Origin of the sequence: uncultured Salinicola sp., from assembly GCF_937921195.1 — a bacterium.
Lineage (GTDB): Bacteria > Pseudomonadota > Gammaproteobacteria > Pseudomonadales > Halomonadaceae > Salinicola.
Genome location: NZ_CALFQK010000211.1, coordinates 1 through 16624 on the forward strand (window position 1 = coordinate 1; position 16624 = coordinate 16624).

The following is a 16624-nucleotide window of genomic DNA, read 5'->3' on the forward strand; positions in this document are numbered from 1 at the left end:
GCCCCGCGCTGCTGGATATTCGGGCACTGGCACACGAACGTCGACGTCGTGATCGGCGATACGCGCTTCATCTGCCTGGCGGAGCTGGCGCACATCGACCTAACCGCGGACCGGATCTCCGGCTGAGCCGGAGGGACCCATTCGAAGACAAGTGAGGCGTTCCCCGGACGGGGAAGGAAAAAATCAATCCACGAGAAGGACGAGATCACCATGGCACGCAAGACCAAGTCGGACGCACAGAAGGCCCACGAAGCTCGCAACCACGCGCTCAAGATCGAAGCCAACAAGGCGCGTCGCGCTCGCAAATCGGCCGGCAAGAAGGCGCTCAAGGCGAACATCGCCGCGATGAAGAAGCTCGGCAAGCAGGTCCGCGCCGAACGCGCCGCGGCCCATGCCGAACGCAATGCGGCGACCGCAGCGGCAGCCGTCGAAGCGAAGACGGCGCGCATCGAGGCCCACCGGGCGGCGAACGAGAACCGCAAGACCGACAAGGCCGCATAACAGCGACAGTCCCAGGGAGGGCCGGCCCGCAAGGGTCGGCCCTCTTCGCATGACCGAACGACCGCAACCACAGGAAAACGCATGATCAGCGAACAGATGCCGTTCTGGCTCCTCTTCCCTCTCCAGACGGGGCTGCTCTACTGGATCGGCTGCAAGATATTCGGCAAGACTCTCGGCCTCGATTACGATTCGGCCATCCACGTCTGGCTCCCGACCTTCGGCGCCCTCGTGATCGCGATGCTCATGGGTGTCCCGTTCTGGCGGGATGCGCCCTTCGGAGACGCCTACGACTTCGGTCTCGTCGCCTTCCTCATGAGTTCGCTCAGCGGCAGGCTCTCCATGGCGCACCGGCTCGAGACACTCATCTACTGGCGGAACCGCCCCGTCGAATGACGGGAGCGAGGAACGACCCTTTCGGATCGAGGACGATCGAAATCAATCGATGAAGGGAAAAAAGATCATGGCACTCAGCAAGGCAGCCATCCGCGCCATCGCGATCCGTCGCAAGAACGAGCGTAACGCCTCGAACGACAACACTCCCGTCCGCGCCAAGTCGGCCTATGTCGACACGACCATGACGCCCGGCATGCTCGCCGCCTGCGTCGAAGCCGCCGGCCTGCAGAGCTGATGGCCGCCAAGAGCAAGTTCGCCCACAGGGGCGACAGCCGCCTCAGGGCGGTCAACGCCGGCCACGTCATCTCTGCCGAAGAACGACAGGAGATGCGCGACGCCGCACGCAGTCAGAAGAAGTCCCGTATCGCGCGCAATCGAGCGATCAAGAAATCGAAGGGAAAATAAGATGCCGCGCTTCGTCAAGCAGAACCCGGACGCCCAGGTCATCGAGCCCGCCACCATGCAGGCCATGGCCGCAGGCGTCAGCAACACCGAGGACGTCGCCTGCACCGGCAAGTACGTCGTTCTCATCACCACCGTCAACGGCGGCGGCAGTCAGCACTACAGCCTCTTCGATTCCTTCGGCGAGGATGTCGTCTCGGCACTCCACGAGGCCGACGCCGCCTTCAAGGTGCTGGAGCCCGCCCGGTTCGAGGAGCTCGTCTCCGAGGTCGCCAGCGACTTCAACGAGGGCGGCGTCCTCGACGTGCAGATCCATGCCTTCCATTTCGGCAATCTGGTTGCCTTCTACGAAACCGTAGTCTGAAGGAAAAACCATGCTGACCGTACACGCCACGATCCCCGCCGGTCGTTACGGACTGATGCCCGTCATCGACGAGACCGACGACCATCTCGCGCACGAAGGCGCCGAGACCTATGCGGTCATCCTCGAGCCGATCAACGAGATCGACGGCGATCCGGCCGATCTCTCCGACGAGCCTGAGAAGATCCTCGTCGACATCGACGGGGGCGGCCCGCTCTCGATCGAGAGCAATCGCGGTCGGCAGATCAACGGCATCGCGCTCGATGCCTCGACCTCCTGCGACTTCGAGGAAGACCGCAACGCCTGGCCCGCCAATCAGGACGCCTCCTTCCAGACCGAACTCGGTCCGCTGACGGTCGCCGACGACTACGTCCTCGTGCCCGTCGAATCCGACCGGACCAATCCGGACCCGGATGCGATCGGCGCGCACAACTGGCTCGTCTTCGACCTCACCGAGGACACCGAGGTCGTCGTCGACAACGGCGCGATCATCATCGGCAAGACCATCCTCGACCTGCGCGAGCTGGCCGAGGACATGGTCGACTGATCCGGCACCGGAACAACGAAAACCTCCCAGGGCTCACGCCTTGGGAGGTTTTCCTTTGCATCCTGCGATGAAAAAGCATCCGGGAACAGGAAGGAAAAGCGATGACCGATATCCAGACCACCAAGGACCGCATCCTGCGCGTCATCTCGGCGATCTGCACCGACGGCTTCGCCGCCGGCTGGCGCCCGGCGCGCCGCGGCTTCGAGACCCGCGAGCGGTTCTACTTCGACACCTCGCGCCGGATGCAGGTCATCACCGATAGCCCGGAGACCTTCGCGATCCACATCGAGACGCGCCGCATCGACGGCGACACCGGTCCCATGACCCTGCCGGACGCCTGCGACTGGCCGCTCAACGGAATCGTCGAGTTCGCCCAGCAGCTCGATGACGAGGAGGTCGCGAGCCTCCCCCCGCCGCAGATACGCCGCAAGGCCGTCAAGACCATGAGCGACATGCTCGATGCGATCGACAATGGTGAATGGACCATGATCGCCGGCACGCGCTACCGCGCGGTGACCAATGTCGACAACGACCCGGAATACGAGGAGATCATCATCCTCACCGGAGGCGACGACCCCATGGAAGACAAGTGGGGCGCGGAGCGCTTCCTCGAGCAGGGCCGCGCCGCGTGAACATCTTCGAGATGCTCTGGGTAGCCGTGCTGACGGTCGTCTTCGTCGTCACCAGCGCGGCCATATTCATCGGCATCCGTCTCGGCTTCGACAACGAAATAGGAAGGACGGTCTGGACGGGAGTCGCGATCCTTCTCGGCTCCCTGGCGATCTGGCTCGTGAGCAAGATGCGGACGGATCCGGCCTACGACCCCTTCGAGTTCTTCGAGCGCGTCCGCCGTGGTCCACTCATCGACCCTGCCGCGGTCGACATCATCCTCGCGCGCGCACAGTCCGAACCGCATCTCGCGCGTGCCATCGGAAAGAGCCTGCGCAACGCCATCCGCGTGCACTCGTCCCGCAATCCGGATGCGCTGCAGGCCCTCGACTGGATCATCCGAGGCTCCAGCACGCAGCACACCTGGCGGATGAAGGACAGGACCCTCGGTGTGGACATAGAGCACCGGGACTTCCAGATCCGGCACAGCAGGCTCTATGTCCATCGACCGCTCCTGCCCGACACGGTCATATCGGGCATCGATCATACGCGCCTGAGCGACATCATCGAAATACCGCTCCTGCGTCGGGACATATTCGTCGAGGCATCGGATGTCAGGCTGAAGCAGGATGCCGTCGTCTTCGACGTCTTCCGGGATCGGCGTGACCTCGAGGGCGTCATCGAAGCCCTCGGGGCACTTGAACGTGCCCACTCCGAGGACATCACCAAGACCCGCAGAGGAAATCTTCGGCACCTGCCGATATAATAGAGGAGAAGCGCATGGAAGTGCTCGCCCTGATCGCCTTGATAGGCGGACCAGTCCTCCTCCTGATCGGTGTCGCCTACATCATTCACGACCCCGTCACCATGCCGATGAAGCTCCGGCCCAAGGCTCCGACACCTTCTCGGCTCGACCGGTTCCTGCTCCGGCTGGCCTGGCTGCGCAAGCCTTGGGAACTCAGCCCGGCCGCCACCGAGATCGTCATCTCACGAGCGCTCGCGGAACCGCGCCTCGCACATTCGATAGAGGCAGCTCTCGTGCTCGCTCTTAGGCACAAGCACAAGCGCACGATGAAGGGCTGGTCCGACGTCTGGGACGCGATGAACCATCTTCCGGCCACGCGCGGCCCGAACGAGCTCACCTCGCTCGACTGGCTCGTTCCCGGCAGTCCCGAAGACGTGTTCTGGTGCATCCACGGAAAACGCCTCGACGTCTGCGTCAAGTGGAAGAGCGGCGTCGAGATCGGCAGCAACGGCATCGGCATACCGAACGACCTCCTTCCGGGAAGCATCAGGACCTCGCTCACGGGACGACGCTTCGGCGACCTGTTCGACCTGCCTTTCGTCAGGCCCGACAGGATCATCGCCGAACACGAGGTCAAGCACATGAGCAAGGGCGTCAGCCTCGACATCCTCCACGACAGGCGCACGATGGACGACATCCGCGACGTGCTCGACGTGATCCAGAAGACCAAGAACATCCCCGGCCTCACAGTCGGGAGAAGATAGAGACCAAGACACAAAGAAGAAGACGCATCGGAACCCACCGAGGCAGAAGGACGGCCTGATCTCCTTGCGGAGGCCGTCCTTCTGCCTCGCTTCGTTCCTCGCTCCGATTCCTGAACACCCCGTCGTGGACGGTGAGTGTGACCCCCTGGGAGGGGGAGGAAAAAGAGAAGGAACGAGACATGGGAAAGATCCAGTCTTTCGATGTGACCAACGGGGCCAAGATCCCCTTCCTGGACTACATCATCATCATCGCCGCAGCAGCAGCCTACTTCGCCTACTGAGCGCGACGGACCGATCCGGTCCGTCGCGACAAGGCCCAAGGAACGCGACCTCCCGAATACGGGACGAGAGCGCGGCCTTCCGATGCGCAGCGCATCGGGAAAATCATCATGCATCATGCAGAACGCACTTGGGTCCGGCCATGGTCCCGTCCTATAAGAAGGACAACCGAACGGGCCGGCCTTCTCCCCCAACAATGCCGCCCTTCGTGTCGCGAGGCCGTCCGCCCGGCTCCAACCCCTCCCCCCCCCGGTGGAGACGGTGCGGGCGGCCTCCAACATCACGGCCTAGCCGAATATCCACCCTTCCATCACGATAGCGCGAGACGCCGGGCCCGCACGCACGCATGCGGCGAGAGGATCGATGCATCCCCTTGCGGGAATGGATCAGGATCGAATCGAACACCTGAAAGGAAAAAACGATGATGAAGACCCAGGACATCACCATCGATACCCGCTGCGCGCTCGACGAGATGGGTGTCCCGCAGAACATCCTCGACCGCATCACTGCGACGAAGGATCTCGAGACCGACGGACGCGGCGACACCCGCTGCACCATCAGCCTCGGCTACCCGGTGCGCAAGAGCGGCTTCACCCGCCTGAAGGACACCGCGGTGACCAACACCACCGACGCCGGTCTCGCCGACATGCTCGACGACCGGGTGAAGGTCGCGACGTTCCTCCAGATGGGCATGAACGCGACGCCCGCCGCCAATCGTCTCGAACTCCCGGCATGGGTGCTCGAACTGTCGCAGGCGGCGAAGAAGGAAGCCGACATGGGCCGGGCGGGCAGCCTGGCCCGCGGCGCAATCGAGGACTGATACCCCTTCGGGAGGAGCGATCGGTCCGAACAGACCGAATGAAGGGAAAAAGGCCATGGAAACGATCGAGCAGATCCTCGCCGACGCGATGCCGCTGATCCGCCTCGCGGCCATCGCGCTCGTCGTCACCGTCGTCTGGCGCCTGCGCGCCGGTTCCGGCTGGACCGGCGTCCCCGCCTCGTCGATCCACGTCATCGACGGTGACACCTTCTCCGTGCTCCTCAACAGCGGACAGCGGATCAAGGTGCGCCCCACCGGCTACGACGCTCCTGAGCTCTCGCAGAAGGGCGGACGGATGGCCTCCTCCGAGATGCGCCGCCTGGCCAAGCGCGGCCTCCTCCTCAAGGAGCGCCACTACGACGTCTACGGGCGCATCGTCGCCGACGTCCGCATCGGGATCGACGGCAAGGGTGGTGACCTCGCCCGCCACATGCTGGGCTCGGGCCTCGCCCACTCGCTGTCCGAGAACGGCCTCGTGCGCTTCCTCTCCACGCTCGGCCCGCGCCTCGCGGGACGCGGCATCTGGAAGAACAGCTGGCTGGGCCTGCGCGTCACGAACCCCCGCATCCACCGCGCCGCCAAGGTGTGGATGCAGCGTCACCACGGGGTCTGACGCGATGAACCGCCGCAACACCGACGGGCAGGACGGCACCCCTTCCGACCTGCCCGCCATCCTTCCCATCGACGACATCGGCCTCGAATCGATGGCGATAGGCGAGGTCGCGCGCGGCATCCTCCTGCGCCTCGCGCTCACCGACCCCGTCCGCGCGATCGGCGCCGTCAACGGCGTCTCCGCGCTCTTCCGCCAGCGCTTCCACGGCAAGGGGCAGATGTCCCCGCACGTCGTCCTCGCCGATCCGGAGGGAGGCGACGTGCCCGACAACCAGATCCGCTTCTACGCCCACTGGTTCCGTCCCGAAGTCACGGTCCAGATCGGACGCGACCCCTACTGGGACCTGCGCGAGACGCACGCCTACGTCACCGACGAGGGCATGCCCGATGCCATGTGGCACGCGCTGGTGGCCAAACTGCCGCACGCCGAGCGGCTCGGCGACATCATGGATCTCGCCTTCACCTCCGGCGCGCCGACCCGTCCCCTGACCATTAAGAAACAGGGCTCCAGGGACACCGTCCAGTCCGGTCCCGGTTTCGTCACCAGGACCATCCGCCAGATCATGTTCGAATGGGATCCGCGCTTCGTCGAATGGACGCGCACCCATGCGGCGCTCTCGCGCATCATCGCACGCTCCCTCCGGGAGAAGGGCATCTCACCATGAGCAGCACACGAACACCCTTGACTGGCATGCAGATCATCCATGGACTGGAATGCAAGCAGCAAACCTGCTCCGACCTGCTCAACCCTCCTGCCGGTGAAGCACCCATGACGGACACGCTCACGCAGGCCCTGCTCGTCTCGTGCTTCGGGAAACACCGCGCCCTGCAGTCGATCGACTTCCGGCAATTTCGTGACGATGTCCGGGATGGACCGCCCAACCGCAATGCCACCGGGACCGATCTCGTCGCACGGCTCACGATACCGCCCGAGGCGAACGTGCGCATCTCCTACCGGGAACACAGAATAAGGGCGACGCTCTCCTCACCGGGCATCATGATCGGAACGGGGACCGCCCTCGTCCTCCACAGCCACGTCCCGGCCACGGTGATTGCGGATTGGACCGGGCGGGTCGGTGCGGACAACGATCCGCTCACCATCGCGGACATCGTCCCGGGTCTGCCGGACTGCATGATCTCCACGATCAGGCAGAAGGGCAATCACGTCATCATGGAATACGTCGACGAGGAGATCGCGTGGCGCGAAGCCTCTCGTGCCATCAGAAACAGAATCGAGGGTGCGGTCTGACGGATCGCACCCCTTTTTTTGCCACCGCATTCGCAGGCGGCCTCCTCCAGGTGGGTGAGTGCCCGTATCCGGAACAGGAAAGGAAAAACGACATGACCAGGACCATCGGAATACTCACCGCGGCAGTCTGCGTCGCCTCGTTCGGCATCGGGTTCACCGAACTCCTCCATTCGGTCAGTCACCAGACGACCATCATCTCCACACTCGTCGCGGCTGCCGGCCTGATGGGCATCGTCATCCTCACCGTCCTGCACGGTTCGGAAGTCGAGCAGGCCAAGTTCGACTGCGACTTCATCGGCGCCGCGGGCATCATGCTCGAGATGTCACCGAACTACGGCGTGTGGCAGGACACCATCGATCGCCTCAACGTCATCGCGAGCCGCACCATCTGGACCCCGCTCCAGAAGCAGAACGCCGCCGATGCGCAGGCCCTCCTCAACGAGGCGGGCGAGGGCGACGATCCGCTGAGCCTGCGGCTGCGCGGCATCGCGGCCTGAGGCGGCGAGCGAAGAACAGCCTTCCGGCATCATCGCGATGGACGAGATCCATCGAGGAAAGGAAAAAGAATCATGGCACAGCCCGCACGCAAGCCCACCGCCAAGCAGATCGCCCGCTTCCAGGCCATCCGCGCCTCGCAGAAGGCCCGCGCGGCCTCGAACGACAACGCCCCGGTCCGCGCTAAGTCCGCCTATGTCGACACGACCATGACCCCCGGCATGCTCGCGGACTGCGTCGCGGCAGCCGGTCTGGAAGGCTGACCATGGCGACCATGCTCTCCCAGCTCCTCGGGAAACGCTCGTTCGACAAGGCCTGGACCGCGGTATCGCTGAAGTTCAGCGATCGCGAGAAGATCCTCGTCGATAACGTGCCCGTCACCGTCGAACGCTCCGACGACTTCGACGAGATCCTCATCACGGTCGCTCCGACACCTCGTCACGGCATCGACCTGTCGTTCCGGATCACCGTCGACGAGGACGGACCCGCGGAGGTCGCCATCCTCGCGGGCAGCAAGAGCACTCTCGCACCCTTCGAGGAGCACGGTCCTGATCTCCTCGCGACGATCCTCGGCGAGGCGGCAGGCAAGTTCGCCGGTCTCCTGCAGCCCGTCCTGTCCTCCGGCATCTACCAGCTCACCGATGTAATCGGAGCGCATACCGACACCCAGCTCGAATTCGAGCGCGCCTCGACAGGAGTCCGACCATGAACATCAGATCGATCATCGCCGCGCCGCTCGTGCTTCTCGCCCTCGGCTCGATCGTTGCCTGCGGCGACGGCAGCAGCGCCACGGCGGGACGAGGCTACGAGGACGATCGAGTCGGGAACCTCCGGGTGACCTGTGTCTCCGAAGGCGAGGTCGTCTTCGACGACTACGGGACCATCAAGGGCTCCGTCTGGAGCTACACGGAGTTCTACTTCACGTCCCTCACCACGAACACCAGGATCAGCATGAATGCCGACTGCTTCGTGGAAGAGAACGTGGACGTGCCTGCGGAATGGACGCCCGTCATCCCCGGTCGCACCTTCGACGATCCCTCAGCGACCACCGAATAACCACCAGACAAGGACCGGACCATGCTCCATCGTTCCATCATCGAGACCCGCGGCGACGTCGCCTTCCCCTCCTACGAGGGCGAGCGCGTCTACATGCGTCCCTTCCTCAAGGCCGACGGCCTGCCGCAGGACCTCTCGCGCTGGCAGCCGACGGTCGATGCGATGCTCGAGGGCATCGACACCGATCAGCCGGTCTACATCATGATCGACCAGTCCCCGGTGCTGGCCGGCGCAACCCAGCGACGCCCCGGCCTCCACATCGATGGCTATTGGGACCCGGGCGTCGCCGGTCACCAATCGCACTTCCCGGTGGCAGCCCATCGCGGTGGGCCGGCACGCCATCGCAGCGCCCCGCGCGATGTTCCGTATCGCGAACCCATCCACCGCTCGCAGCAGCCCCATCATGCTTCGATGCGCCGAGGACATACCAGCCACCTGTCCGGCGGCCTCAGCTGGCAGGAAGCCGATTTCTCCGCTCCGGAAGGCATCATCCTCGCCTCCAGCGTCTCGGCCGCCCGCGGCTTCGTCGGCGCCTTCGAAGGTGCGATCGGCGACATGGGAGACTGTGCCCATATCGACATCTCGGATCTCGCCGTGCTGCCGATGGAGGCTGGCCGCGTCTATGCCGGAAACGTGTCGTGCCTCCACGAATCGCTTCCGGTCGTGACCAATTGCTTGCGTAGCCTGGTGCGTCTCAACGTCCCCGGCTGGACCCCTCAGGAGTCCTGACATGGAAGACCGCATCCACGCCGCCGGAAACGGCGAAGCCATGACGGCGGCCATCCAGACCTTCGAGGCCGGCAAGCGCGGTCGCGAGGACCAGCATGTCCTCTACGACGAACTCGTGCGGCTGGGCGCAGAACCCGAGGAAGCAGACGAATACGTCGATCTCATGATGCAGTGATCCAGGACGATCAGGATCGATACGCTCGGCGCGGAAGGAAAAAACAATGAAGCTCAACGACGACGACACGCAGGTGACGCTCACCATCGAGGACTTCGACAACGGCTTCAGCGACCAGACCAGCACCGTGGTCACCACGACCATGCGCAAGCCCTACGAGCACGAGGTCCGGATCACCATCGAGATGGAGGACGAGCGCGAACCCTGGGAAGCCCTGATGGACTTCACCGGAAACACGGTCGAGATCCTCTGCGACATCTGCCCGCTCTCGGGCGAGCTCTCCTCGAAGACATCGATGATCCGCCTCGTCGACTGAGGCACCGGAAGGACGACACATGGCAGACCTCCTGCATTCCCTCCTGGCGAACCTCTCGATCGCCTTCGACGCGACAGGGCGCCGCTTCGCCGACATGGCCCATGCGCGCAAGCTGCGCCTCATGGACCGCGCGGCGAAGCGCGGCCGGGATCGGGAGATCCATCCGCTCGGCTACTGGCGCTGCACGCACGTCCGCGAGAAATTCCCGGAAGGGTTCGTGGCGGGGGGCATCTACGAGGCTCGGCACGAACCCGCCGGAACCGTCAGCATCCGCATCATCCCGGCAGACCACGATTCGTGGTCTCCCTACTGGAATCCCTGGAAGGGTCGCTTCTGCTACGAGGCCAGGGACATCGACTTCGAGTACCTCGGAGCGTCGCTCCCTGAAGGTGAGGCATGCCTCACGAGCGAGCGCACGAATAAGACCGCCTGATCAGCCGTTCCATCATATCCGACGAAGAGAAGGAAAAAGACATGACCATCATCGAGACGCTGCGGGCCGCATCGCCCACCTTCACGGCGGCCTACGACGAGATCGCGGCCACCACACCAGGCACGAACGCCGAGCGGATCGTGCACGTGCGCGGCGTGCATGCACAGATCATGTGGATCTCGGACAGCTCCGATCCCACCGAGGATCGCCTCGAGGTCCTGCTGTCGCCGGCATCGCAGAAACGATGCGACCTCTCCTTCATCGTCCGCGTCGATCCGCTCGGCGACCAAGAGGAAACAGTGCAGGTCGGCTCGGGTCATCCCGCCACCGTCGATCGCATCCTCGATCTGTCCGATTTCCGGAACGGCGGAAGCTCCCCGGTGCGCAAGCTCGCAGACGTCCTTCCGTTCGACGTCTCCAAGATGCCCGGTCTCGTCCAGCCGCTCATGCAGCGCCAGGTCAAGGCATGGGATCTGACGACCGGTGATTACTACGCCATCGAATTCGATCTGCTGGCGGACCAGGTTCCGCAACTGGCAAAAGCCGCGTGATCGAAATCCCGGCGTCATATCGGACTTTTTTCGATCCGGTGACGGCATGACATGAAAGGGAGACGCCTCATGATGGTGAAGGGCACACTCACCCCGGACTCCGAGGACGGGCGCCGGCACGACCCGGCGATCTTCCTCGGCCAGGCTGAGCCGGGTGCGCGCGATCCGGTCTATAGGGATCCCCTGCTCGTCGCGATCTGTCAGGCCATCGGCATGAATCCCCTGGCGATCGAGGAGGCGATCGGAAACGACCAGAGCGGATCACTTGATCCGACCGCCGACAATATCGTCGACATGCTCGGAGGCCCTTCCGACAACCTCGCCCTGGGGTTCGAGGAAGGGGATGGACCGCATATCCTCAGCCTGCCCGCGACCCATCCCGCTCTGGAAGGCGGGCCGGAACGATGGAAATACGAGATCGCGTACTTCACGAGAGGGAGCGCACGCATCCAGCTCGACGCGGACATCAGCCTCCATGTCTCCTATCATGATGACGACGTGATCGAACGCATCCTGACCGTTCCATCCGTTCCACACGCCGCCGCGACCCGTGGATACGTTCCGCTCGAAGACCTGTTCTCCTTCCCCGGCATCGAGGTAATCGGAGCAAGAGGCAGACTGATTCCCAGTCGAGACCATGCGACCATCCACGTCATGATCGGATGAGCGATATCGTATCCGACGAAGGGAAGGAAAAGACATGACCGCAGCCGCCGAACCGATCCATCTCACGCCGACGCTTCCCGCGGCCTTCACACCCGTCAGCGAAGGCTTGCCCAACCAGTGCAAGACCGTCCTAGGCATCCGCGAGTGCTCGACCCGGGCCTCGAAGTTCGAGGTCCTGACCGTCCGGCACATGCCGAACTACCGGCCGAACAACCCCTGGCAGACGGTCGACAACGACGCGGTCACCGACAGCGGCAACCCCATCCTCGGCTGGCTCGACCTCGAGGACACCGCATTCGGCGCCGACTGGCTGAACGGCTGATCGACCGGTCGATCCTCGCAAGACACCACCGAAGGGAAAATCCCATGCAGACCAGCACGCTCGACGCCGCGACAGGCACCATGGTCATCGATCTCGCCAGCCTCTCGCCTGACGCGCTCGGCGAGATCCTCCGCGCCCACGTCTACGGTCCCGGCAAGGGCTACCGCGACATGGACGTCCAAGGCCCCTATGCGCCCGTCGCGCAGGAGATCCTCTCCGACGACATCGTCGACGAGGTGCTCGGCGACCCGGAATGCCGTGACGATTGGATGAGGGTCCGCGCATGGTCGAACGGACCGCTCACCATCGCCTGGGCGAACGACGGCGACACCTCGCTGCTGTTCCGTCTCGTCCTGCCGAACGGCACCCGGACGATCGTCAACCACGACGCCAAGCATGACCACGGCTGGAGCGAAGTCGAGGGGCCGGCATCGTGAGCGGACGCAAGACCTATCCGGTCATCACCGCCGACGAGATACGCATCGGCGATGCGGTGTGCCTCTATGGCCGGCACGTCAGCGGGATGCCGCATCTCCACGGGAAGTTCGACATCCTGAAGGCCAAGCCGATCGGCAAGGGGCGAGTCCAGGTCAAGTGCCGCGACCGCTTCTGGCCCAACTCCCCGGTCCGCAAGCTGGACCTGAAGATCGGACCCGCGATCAGCCTGATCGAGCGCGACGGCAAGGACGTGGCCGTTCAGGACATGGCCGCCCGGACCTGATCCGGACACTCCGGAAGGACGGCCGATCCGGTCCGATCTCCTCAGAAACGCCACCCATAGAAGGAAATTCAGAATGGACGACTTCCAGAACAAGACCGTCGGCACGCTCGCGATCCCCAGCGGGCGTCTCGTGGTCGTCGACCCCCTCTACGCCAATATCGCCGCCAGCAGCGACATGACCTCGTCCGCGCCGCTCAAGGAAGGCGATGAGGTCACCAAGGAATATGTCGTCATCGAAACTCCGGCGCAGGCTGATGTCGTGGTCACGATCGAACCCCAGGACGGCCGCACCGCCATGGTGACCCTCGACTTCCGTGAAGGTCTCGCCGAGCCGCTCATCCGGGAAGGCATGGAATTCTCGCACTTGGTCCCGGTCGACGTCGCACAGCTCATCTACGCGGACGCCGAGCACCTCGCGTCGGACTGGGAGGAGCAGGACTACGAGGACGTACGCGTCTACCGCAACAAGACCGATGGCCGAACGCTCCAGTACGGGGTCGACTTCCCCCACTACGAAACGCCGATCGATTCCGAGAACGGCATGACGATGAACGCGCTCAACGCGAGCGGCGACTGGGAGCTGCTGCCCTACGAGCCCTCCAGCCCGCGTCTCGGATACAATACCGTCTGCCACGGCACCAGCGACGATCGCTGGATGTTCGGCCCCAATGCCGCCGCCAGCCGGACCGGCTGGGGCGACGGCCTCTATCCCGTCTACATCGAACGCGATGAAGACGGGAAGGTCGCGCGCGTATCGTTCGACTTCCTCGGTCTGAACGAGGGAGAGACGGACGAGGACGACGAAGAGGAAGAAATGCTCCTCGGCTGATACGCACCGCCCGAACAAGGACGAAAGGGACCGCATCTCGCGTGCGGTCCCTTTTTTTGCATCCACATCCGCCAGGCGGAATCGAGATGGACGGCCCTGCGGGCCGTCACCTGCTCAAGATCAAGAGAAGCGTTCCCCGGACGGGGAAGGAAAAATCAATCCGACACGAGGAATCCGATACCATGGCACGCAAGACCAAATCCGACGCCCAGCGCGCCCACGAAGCTCGTAACGCCGCCGCCAAGAAGATCGGCAATGCCAATCGCCGGGCCAAGAAGACCGCCGGTCGCCAGGCTCTTCGTGCGAACATCGCTGCGATGAAGAAGCTCGGCGCCGAAACGCGTGCTGCTCGTGCTGAAGCACATGCTCAGCGCAATGCCGACGTCGCCGCTGCGGCCGCCGAGCGCAAGGCTGCCCGCATCGAAGCACACAACAATGCGAACGAAGACCAGAAGCACGAGCGCCTGGTCAAGGACGCAAGCAACGGCAAGGGTCTCAATGTCCTCACCGCCGCCTTCGCGAAGGTCTCCAACCCAGTCGACTGGCGCTTCGGGGTGGATGCCGTGATCGAAGGACATATGAGCAATGCCGATTACGTCACGACGATGGCGGCGATCACCTTCTTCACCCGCGGCGCGGCAGGCTCCATCCGTGACGACGCCCGGACCGAGTTCTTCGCCGACGGTTTCTACATGAACACCCTGGGCGATTGCGCACCCGCCAATCCCAGGACCGAAGAAGAATTCGGAATGCTCGAGACCATCGTCTCGATCGCTTCGGATGCAGGCTTCCCGGTCAAACCGGAAAGCTTGGCCAAGGCTGCCTGAACGATAAGCATCACGAGAGGGTCAATCCGCAGGTGCGGCCCTCTCGTGATGCCATGCAGTCCGTGACTTACATCTTCCCTTGGGGATCTGGATCGGTTCGAGATCAGATCGAGAAGGAAAATCAGATGGCCAAGAACAGCACCAAGGCGCCCGCGACCCGCAATCCGATGGCCGGCGCGCTCGCACACGGCGCCTTCCGCCGCCAGGTCGTCCGCCCCGGCAAGGGCAAGGGCTCCTACAGCCGCAAGGGCAAGCACGCCGCGCGCGCCTACGCCTGATCGATCCGGACGGAACCGCCCATGCCCGATATCATCCGCATCCGCATCCGCCGCATGTACGAATCCTGCGAGCGCACCACGTTCCACGTGATGCTGCATTCGGACGAAGGCTTCGAGATGACCGCAGCGGCCCATGCCACCGGATCGGTCTACACCAATCACGAGGGCCTCTCGATCGAGGAGGCGCGTGATCGCGCCCTCATCGACGCGGCCGACTGGGGCGACTTCCTCGGCATCGCGGTCGATCCCCTCATCGGGGACGACGGCCAGCCGGTCGAGCCGTCACTGACCTTCGACAGGTACGACAGGCGCCGCCGCCTGGCGGCCCGGAAGAGAGATTCCGCCCAAGGCGGGTGAGCCCTTCGGGACGCGGATCGCGCAATCAGTCCAGAGAGAGGAAAATCCGATGTTCGACAACCTCCACATCATCGACACCCTGCGCGATGCAGGCATCGAAGCGGGTTCCATCACGGTCAATCCGGAACCGAGCGTACGTGACGTCGTCATCACCGGTGCGACCCGTGATCCCGTCACCGGCGAGCGCCGCTTCGATGTCGCCGCCGATGCCGCGCAGGCACTGGCGAATGCCGGCTACGACATCCTGTGCTACGGCAGCGGCCTCGGCGATGCCGGCACGATCGCCACGCTGATGGTCCAGCTTCCCAAGCCCACGCGCATCGCGGTCTGATCCTCGACAGCCCCATGGCCTCCGGCATCATCACGGACATGTGAGGCGCCGGAGGCAGACGGCGCGATCGTCCGATCCGCAACCGAGATCGAGAAGGGAAAAGACATCATGGCAAAGAACATCCATGACATCGCAGCGGACGCCATGTTCATGCATGAAGGCGTGCGCAGGTATCCGCATAGCGGCGACGATCTCATCGTGTGGCCGGACGGCGACAGCTGCAATGCCGAGGACCTTCCCGGCATGGGCCACAAGTCGGACGACTACATCCGCGTCCCCATCGATAGCGACGCCTACGACATCGTCGCGTTCGAGATGAAGCAGCGCTGATACGAGAAGCCCCCAAGGAGAACCACCATGGCCACCAACCAGATCCAAGCAGGCATCAATTTCGTGGCGCAGGCCATGGACGCAGATGCCATCGCCCGGATCCTGCTGGTCGAAGGGCAGCCCGCACCTGATGCATCAAGCGAAATGCTTTCGCTCGGCGACGTCTTCCTAGCTACCACGGAAGGCTCACGGTTCGACGCCTGCGCCACCCTCACCGCGCTCTACGACATTCCCAAGAGCACCCGGTCCGTCAGCATCTCAGTCGACATCGAAGGCGCTATCGCACGCGATGGTTCGGTAACGATCGACGCGATCCGTTCCGATTTTCACCCGCGCGAACGCATCGAGGACGATTACTCGCGCCTCGATCGCATGACGCGATAACCCCGCACAAGGAAGGAGCACACCATGCCGCAGAGCAATGCAGCAGCCGACCCCTACCAGCCGCTCGGCAGCGCGCCGAAGGACAGGCAGCAGATCATCGTCCATCCGATGAACGTCGAAGCATGCCTCTCCTACATGGTCATCGAGGCCGAAACGGTCGACGGCCCAATCTTCAAGGGCATCGACAAGTGGGCTCCGGTCCCGGACGACAGCGCGTTCCGCAGCCTCCGGAACGACCCGCCGGTGCCGGAGGAGCACTACGCCCTCGTCCTGCGCGAACCGGCCGCAGGCGGATTCACATACCGGATATCGAACCCGGAATTCGCCGTCGGGCCCTACATCGACAGGAGCGCCAACATCACCTGGGCGCCCATGCCCCTGGCCGCAGACCACGACGCAGTCGAGGCCGCCAACGACTGATGAAGGACCTTCAAGGAGGTCATGATTTCGGATCCGAAATCGAGAAGGGAAAAAGATCATGGCCGACTTCAAGCTCTCGCAGACCGTCGCCGGCACCTGGGTCATCACCACGCCGAACCCTG

Annotated in this window: 34 protein-coding genes; all 34 read left to right on the forward strand. The window is 63.9% G+C overall.

The window, feature by feature from the left end; all coding sequences use genetic code 11:
- The first annotated feature begins 210 nt into the window (after positions 1–210).
- Positions 211–501, forward strand: a complete 291-nt coding sequence (locus Q0602_RS24660; RefSeq protein ID WP_298848855.1) for a hypothetical protein — start codon at positions 211–213, stop codon at positions 499–501.
- An 81-nt stretch (positions 502–582) separates the two neighbouring features.
- Complete coding sequence (locus tag Q0602_RS24665) at positions 583–894, forward strand: hypothetical protein (protein WP_298848857.1); 312 nt, start codon at positions 583–585, stop codon at positions 892–894.
- 67 nt (positions 895–961) lie between these two features.
- Positions 962–1129: a hypothetical protein gene (locus Q0602_RS24670; RefSeq protein WP_298848859.1), complete on the forward strand. Its 168-nt coding sequence runs from the start codon at positions 962–964 to the stop codon at positions 1127–1129.
- Positions 1129–1299 carry a hypothetical protein gene (locus tag Q0602_RS24675; RefSeq protein WP_298848861.1) on the forward strand — a complete coding sequence of 57 codons (171 nt, stop codon included), beginning with the start codon at positions 1129–1131 and terminating at the stop codon, positions 1297–1299. Before Q0602_RS24670 ends, Q0602_RS24675 begins: the two co-directional genes overlap by 1 nt.
- A gap of 1 nt (position 1300) precedes the next feature.
- Complete coding sequence (locus Q0602_RS24680) at positions 1301–1660, forward strand: hypothetical protein (protein WP_298848863.1); 360 nt, start codon at positions 1301–1303, stop codon at positions 1658–1660.
- Between the two features lie 10 nt (positions 1661–1670).
- Positions 1671–2204 (forward strand): hypothetical protein, encoded by a 534-nt coding sequence (locus Q0602_RS24685; RefSeq protein ID WP_298848865.1) that lies wholly within the window; start codon positions 1671–1673, stop codon positions 2202–2204.
- Positions 2205–2305: 101 nt separating this feature from the next.
- Positions 2306–2836 (forward strand): hypothetical protein, encoded by a 531-nt coding sequence (locus tag Q0602_RS24690; protein ID WP_298848867.1) that lies wholly within the window; start codon positions 2306–2308, stop codon positions 2834–2836.
- The gene (locus tag Q0602_RS24695) at positions 2833–3579 is read left to right on the forward strand and encodes a hypothetical protein (RefSeq protein ID WP_298848868.1); all 747 of its coding nucleotides are present in this window, start codon (positions 2833–2835) and stop codon (positions 3577–3579) included. The genes Q0602_RS24690 and Q0602_RS24695 overlap by 4 nt, the downstream gene beginning before the upstream one ends.
- A gap of 14 nt (positions 3580–3593) precedes the next feature.
- Positions 3594–4322, forward strand: a complete 729-nt coding sequence (locus Q0602_RS24700; protein WP_298848869.1) for a hypothetical protein — start codon at positions 3594–3596, stop codon at positions 4320–4322.
- Positions 4323–5025: 703 nt separating this feature from the next.
- Positions 5026–5421 carry a hypothetical protein gene (locus Q0602_RS24705; RefSeq protein WP_298848870.1) on the forward strand — a complete coding sequence of 132 codons (396 nt, stop codon included), beginning with the start codon at positions 5026–5028 and terminating at the stop codon, positions 5419–5421.
- 55 nt (positions 5422–5476) lie between these two features.
- A complete protein-coding gene (locus Q0602_RS24710; protein WP_298848871.1) occupies positions 5477–6034 on the forward strand; it encodes a hypothetical protein in 558 nt (185 codons plus the stop codon).
- Between the two features lie 4 nt (positions 6035–6038).
- Positions 6039–6698 (forward strand): hypothetical protein, encoded by a 660-nt coding sequence (locus Q0602_RS24715; protein ID WP_298848872.1) that lies wholly within the window; start codon positions 6039–6041, stop codon positions 6696–6698.
- Entirely contained in the window at positions 6695–7282 is a 588-nt protein-coding gene (locus tag Q0602_RS24720) for a hypothetical protein (RefSeq protein ID WP_298848873.1), read from the forward strand. The genes Q0602_RS24715 and Q0602_RS24720 overlap by 4 nt, the downstream gene beginning before the upstream one ends.
- Before the next feature lie 92 nt (positions 7283–7374).
- Positions 7375–7779: a hypothetical protein gene (locus Q0602_RS24725; RefSeq protein WP_298848874.1), complete on the forward strand. Its 405-nt coding sequence runs from the start codon at positions 7375–7377 to the stop codon at positions 7777–7779.
- A gap of 72 nt (positions 7780–7851) precedes the next feature.
- The gene (locus Q0602_RS24730; protein WP_298848875.1) at positions 7852–8040 is read left to right on the forward strand and encodes a hypothetical protein; all 189 of its coding nucleotides are present in this window, start codon (positions 7852–7854) and stop codon (positions 8038–8040) included.
- Positions 8041–8042: 2 nt separating this feature from the next.
- Entirely contained in the window at positions 8043–8486 is a 444-nt protein-coding gene (locus Q0602_RS24735) for a hypothetical protein (protein WP_298848876.1), read from the forward strand.
- Positions 8483–8833, forward strand: a complete 351-nt coding sequence (locus Q0602_RS24740; RefSeq protein ID WP_298848877.1) for a hypothetical protein — start codon at positions 8483–8485, stop codon at positions 8831–8833. Before Q0602_RS24735 ends, Q0602_RS24740 begins: the two co-directional genes overlap by 4 nt.
- A 21-nt stretch (positions 8834–8854) precedes the next feature.
- Positions 8855–9562 (forward strand): hypothetical protein, encoded by a 708-nt coding sequence (locus tag Q0602_RS24745; RefSeq protein WP_298848879.1) that lies wholly within the window; start codon positions 8855–8857, stop codon positions 9560–9562.
- A gap of 1 nt (position 9563) precedes the next feature.
- Positions 9564–9737 carry a hypothetical protein gene (locus Q0602_RS24750; protein ID WP_298848882.1) on the forward strand — a complete coding sequence of 58 codons (174 nt, stop codon included), beginning with the start codon at positions 9564–9566 and terminating at the stop codon, positions 9735–9737.
- Positions 9738–9783: 46 nt separating this feature from the next.
- Positions 9784–10053: a hypothetical protein gene (locus tag Q0602_RS24755; RefSeq protein ID WP_298848884.1), complete on the forward strand. Its 270-nt coding sequence runs from the start codon at positions 9784–9786 to the stop codon at positions 10051–10053.
- Between the two features lie 19 nt (positions 10054–10072).
- Positions 10073–10486, forward strand: a complete 414-nt coding sequence (locus Q0602_RS24760; protein WP_298848886.1) for a hypothetical protein — start codon at positions 10073–10075, stop codon at positions 10484–10486.
- A gap of 41 nt (positions 10487–10527) precedes the next feature.
- Positions 10528–11037, forward strand: a complete 510-nt coding sequence (locus Q0602_RS24765) for a hypothetical protein (protein ID WP_298848888.1) — start codon at positions 10528–10530, stop codon at positions 11035–11037.
- Between the two features lie 69 nt (positions 11038–11106).
- Positions 11107–11703: a hypothetical protein gene (locus tag Q0602_RS24770; protein WP_298848890.1), complete on the forward strand. Its 597-nt coding sequence runs from the start codon at positions 11107–11109 to the stop codon at positions 11701–11703.
- A gap of 34 nt (positions 11704–11737) precedes the next feature.
- Positions 11738–12025: a hypothetical protein gene (locus tag Q0602_RS24775; protein ID WP_298848892.1), complete on the forward strand. Its 288-nt coding sequence runs from the start codon at positions 11738–11740 to the stop codon at positions 12023–12025.
- A 44-nt stretch (positions 12026–12069) separates the two neighbouring features.
- Positions 12070–12462 (forward strand): hypothetical protein, encoded by a 393-nt coding sequence (locus Q0602_RS24780; RefSeq protein WP_298848894.1) that lies wholly within the window; start codon positions 12070–12072, stop codon positions 12460–12462.
- On the forward strand, positions 12459–12746 hold the full coding sequence (locus Q0602_RS24785) for a hypothetical protein (protein WP_298848895.1): 288 nt from the start codon (positions 12459–12461) through the stop codon (positions 12744–12746). The genes Q0602_RS24780 and Q0602_RS24785 overlap by 4 nt, the downstream gene beginning before the upstream one ends.
- Before the next feature lie 73 nt (positions 12747–12819).
- Positions 12820–13575 (forward strand): DUF4241 domain-containing protein, encoded by a 756-nt coding sequence (locus Q0602_RS24790; RefSeq protein ID WP_298848896.1) that lies wholly within the window; start codon positions 12820–12822, stop codon positions 13573–13575.
- Between the two features lie 182 nt (positions 13576–13757).
- A complete protein-coding gene (locus tag Q0602_RS24795; protein WP_298848898.1) occupies positions 13758–14402 on the forward strand; it encodes a hypothetical protein in 645 nt (214 codons plus the stop codon).
- A 125-nt stretch (positions 14403–14527) separates the two neighbouring features.
- Positions 14528–14680 (forward strand): alternative ribosome rescue factor ArfA, encoded by a 153-nt coding sequence (gene arfA / locus Q0602_RS24800; protein WP_298848900.1) that lies wholly within the window; start codon positions 14528–14530, stop codon positions 14678–14680.
- A 21-nt stretch (positions 14681–14701) separates the two neighbouring features.
- On the forward strand, positions 14702–15037 hold the full coding sequence (locus Q0602_RS24805; RefSeq protein WP_298848902.1) for a hypothetical protein: 336 nt from the start codon (positions 14702–14704) through the stop codon (positions 15035–15037).
- Positions 15038–15086: 49 nt separating this feature from the next.
- On the forward strand, positions 15087–15368 hold the full coding sequence (locus Q0602_RS24810; protein WP_298848904.1) for a hypothetical protein: 282 nt from the start codon (positions 15087–15089) through the stop codon (positions 15366–15368).
- 108 nt (positions 15369–15476) lie between these two features.
- Complete coding sequence (locus Q0602_RS24815) at positions 15477–15698, forward strand: hypothetical protein (protein WP_298848906.1); 222 nt, start codon at positions 15477–15479, stop codon at positions 15696–15698.
- Between the two features lie 27 nt (positions 15699–15725).
- A complete protein-coding gene (locus Q0602_RS24820; protein ID WP_298848908.1) occupies positions 15726–16082 on the forward strand; it encodes a hypothetical protein in 357 nt (118 codons plus the stop codon).
- 24 nt (positions 16083–16106) lie between these two features.
- Positions 16107–16502, forward strand: coding sequence for a hypothetical protein (locus Q0602_RS24825; protein WP_298848910.1), 396 nt, complete (start codon positions 16107–16109; stop codon positions 16500–16502).
- Positions 16503–16624: the final 122 nt, after the last annotated feature.

Coding starts and splice junctions, on each gene's coding strand:
- Q0602_RS24690 (WP_298848867.1), top strand. CDS start 2,306: ATGACCGATATCCAGACCACCAAGGACCGCATCCTGCGCGTCATCTCG.
- Q0602_RS24660 (WP_298848855.1), top strand. CDS start 211: ATGGCACGCAAGACCAAGTCGGACGCACAGAAGGCCCACGAAGCTCGC.
- arfA (WP_298848900.1), top strand. CDS start 14,528: ATGGCCAAGAACAGCACCAAGGCGCCCGCGACCCGCAATCCGATGGCC.
- Q0602_RS24760 (WP_298848886.1), top strand. CDS start 10,073: ATGGCAGACCTCCTGCATTCCCTCCTGGCGAACCTCTCGATCGCCTTC.
- Q0602_RS24780 (WP_298848894.1), top strand. CDS start 12,070: ATGCAGACCAGCACGCTCGACGCCGCGACAGGCACCATGGTCATCGAT.
- Q0602_RS24670 (WP_298848859.1), top strand. CDS start 962: ATGGCACTCAGCAAGGCAGCCATCCGCGCCATCGCGATCCGTCGCAAG.
- Q0602_RS24795 (WP_298848898.1), top strand. CDS start 13,758: ATGGCACGCAAGACCAAATCCGACGCCCAGCGCGCCCACGAAGCTCGT.
- Q0602_RS24730 (WP_298848875.1), top strand. CDS start 7,852: ATGGCACAGCCCGCACGCAAGCCCACCGCCAAGCAGATCGCCCGCTTC.
- Q0602_RS24725 (WP_298848874.1), top strand. CDS start 7,375: ATGACCAGGACCATCGGAATACTCACCGCGGCAGTCTGCGTCGCCTCG.
- Q0602_RS24770 (WP_298848890.1), top strand. CDS start 11,107: ATGATGGTGAAGGGCACACTCACCCCGGACTCCGAGGACGGGCGCCGG.
- Q0602_RS24700 (WP_298848869.1), top strand. CDS start 3,594: ATGGAAGTGCTCGCCCTGATCGCCTTGATAGGCGGACCAGTCCTCCTC.
- Q0602_RS24775 (WP_298848892.1), top strand. CDS start 11,738: ATGACCGCAGCCGCCGAACCGATCCATCTCACGCCGACGCTTCCCGCG.
- Q0602_RS24720 (WP_298848873.1), top strand. CDS start 6,695: ATGAGCAGCACACGAACACCCTTGACTGGCATGCAGATCATCCATGGA.
- Q0602_RS24815 (WP_298848906.1), top strand. CDS start 15,477: ATGGCAAAGAACATCCATGACATCGCAGCGGACGCCATGTTCATGCAT.
- Q0602_RS24820 (WP_298848908.1), top strand. CDS start 15,726: ATGGCCACCAACCAGATCCAAGCAGGCATCAATTTCGTGGCGCAGGCC.
- Q0602_RS24825 (WP_298848910.1), top strand. CDS start 16,107: ATGCCGCAGAGCAATGCAGCAGCCGACCCCTACCAGCCGCTCGGCAGC.
- Q0602_RS24680 (WP_298848863.1), top strand. CDS start 1,301: ATGCCGCGCTTCGTCAAGCAGAACCCGGACGCCCAGGTCATCGAGCCC.
- Q0602_RS24790 (WP_298848896.1), top strand. CDS start 12,820: ATGGACGACTTCCAGAACAAGACCGTCGGCACGCTCGCGATCCCCAGC.
- Q0602_RS24735 (WP_298848876.1), top strand. CDS start 8,043: ATGGCGACCATGCTCTCCCAGCTCCTCGGGAAACGCTCGTTCGACAAG.
- Q0602_RS24665 (WP_298848857.1), top strand. CDS start 583: ATGATCAGCGAACAGATGCCGTTCTGGCTCCTCTTCCCTCTCCAGACG.
- Q0602_RS24710 (WP_298848871.1), top strand. CDS start 5,477: ATGGAAACGATCGAGCAGATCCTCGCCGACGCGATGCCGCTGATCCGC.
- Q0602_RS24765 (WP_298848888.1), top strand. CDS start 10,528: ATGACCATCATCGAGACGCTGCGGGCCGCATCGCCCACCTTCACGGCG.
- Q0602_RS24705 (WP_298848870.1), top strand. CDS start 5,026: ATGAAGACCCAGGACATCACCATCGATACCCGCTGCGCGCTCGACGAG.
- Q0602_RS24810 (WP_298848904.1), top strand. CDS start 15,087: ATGTTCGACAACCTCCACATCATCGACACCCTGCGCGATGCAGGCATC.
- Q0602_RS24805 (WP_298848902.1), top strand. CDS start 14,702: ATGCCCGATATCATCCGCATCCGCATCCGCCGCATGTACGAATCCTGC.
- Q0602_RS24715 (WP_298848872.1), top strand. CDS start 6,039: ATGAACCGCCGCAACACCGACGGGCAGGACGGCACCCCTTCCGACCTG.
- Q0602_RS24750 (WP_298848882.1), top strand. CDS start 9,564: ATGGAAGACCGCATCCACGCCGCCGGAAACGGCGAAGCCATGACGGCG.
- Q0602_RS24675 (WP_298848861.1), top strand. CDS start 1,129: ATGGCCGCCAAGAGCAAGTTCGCCCACAGGGGCGACAGCCGCCTCAGG.
- Q0602_RS24685 (WP_298848865.1), top strand. CDS start 1,671: ATGCTGACCGTACACGCCACGATCCCCGCCGGTCGTTACGGACTGATG.
- Q0602_RS24755 (WP_298848884.1), top strand. CDS start 9,784: ATGAAGCTCAACGACGACGACACGCAGGTGACGCTCACCATCGAGGAC.
- Q0602_RS24740 (WP_298848877.1), top strand. CDS start 8,483: ATGAACATCAGATCGATCATCGCCGCGCCGCTCGTGCTTCTCGCCCTC.
- Q0602_RS24745 (WP_298848879.1), top strand. CDS start 8,855: ATGCTCCATCGTTCCATCATCGAGACCCGCGGCGACGTCGCCTTCCCC.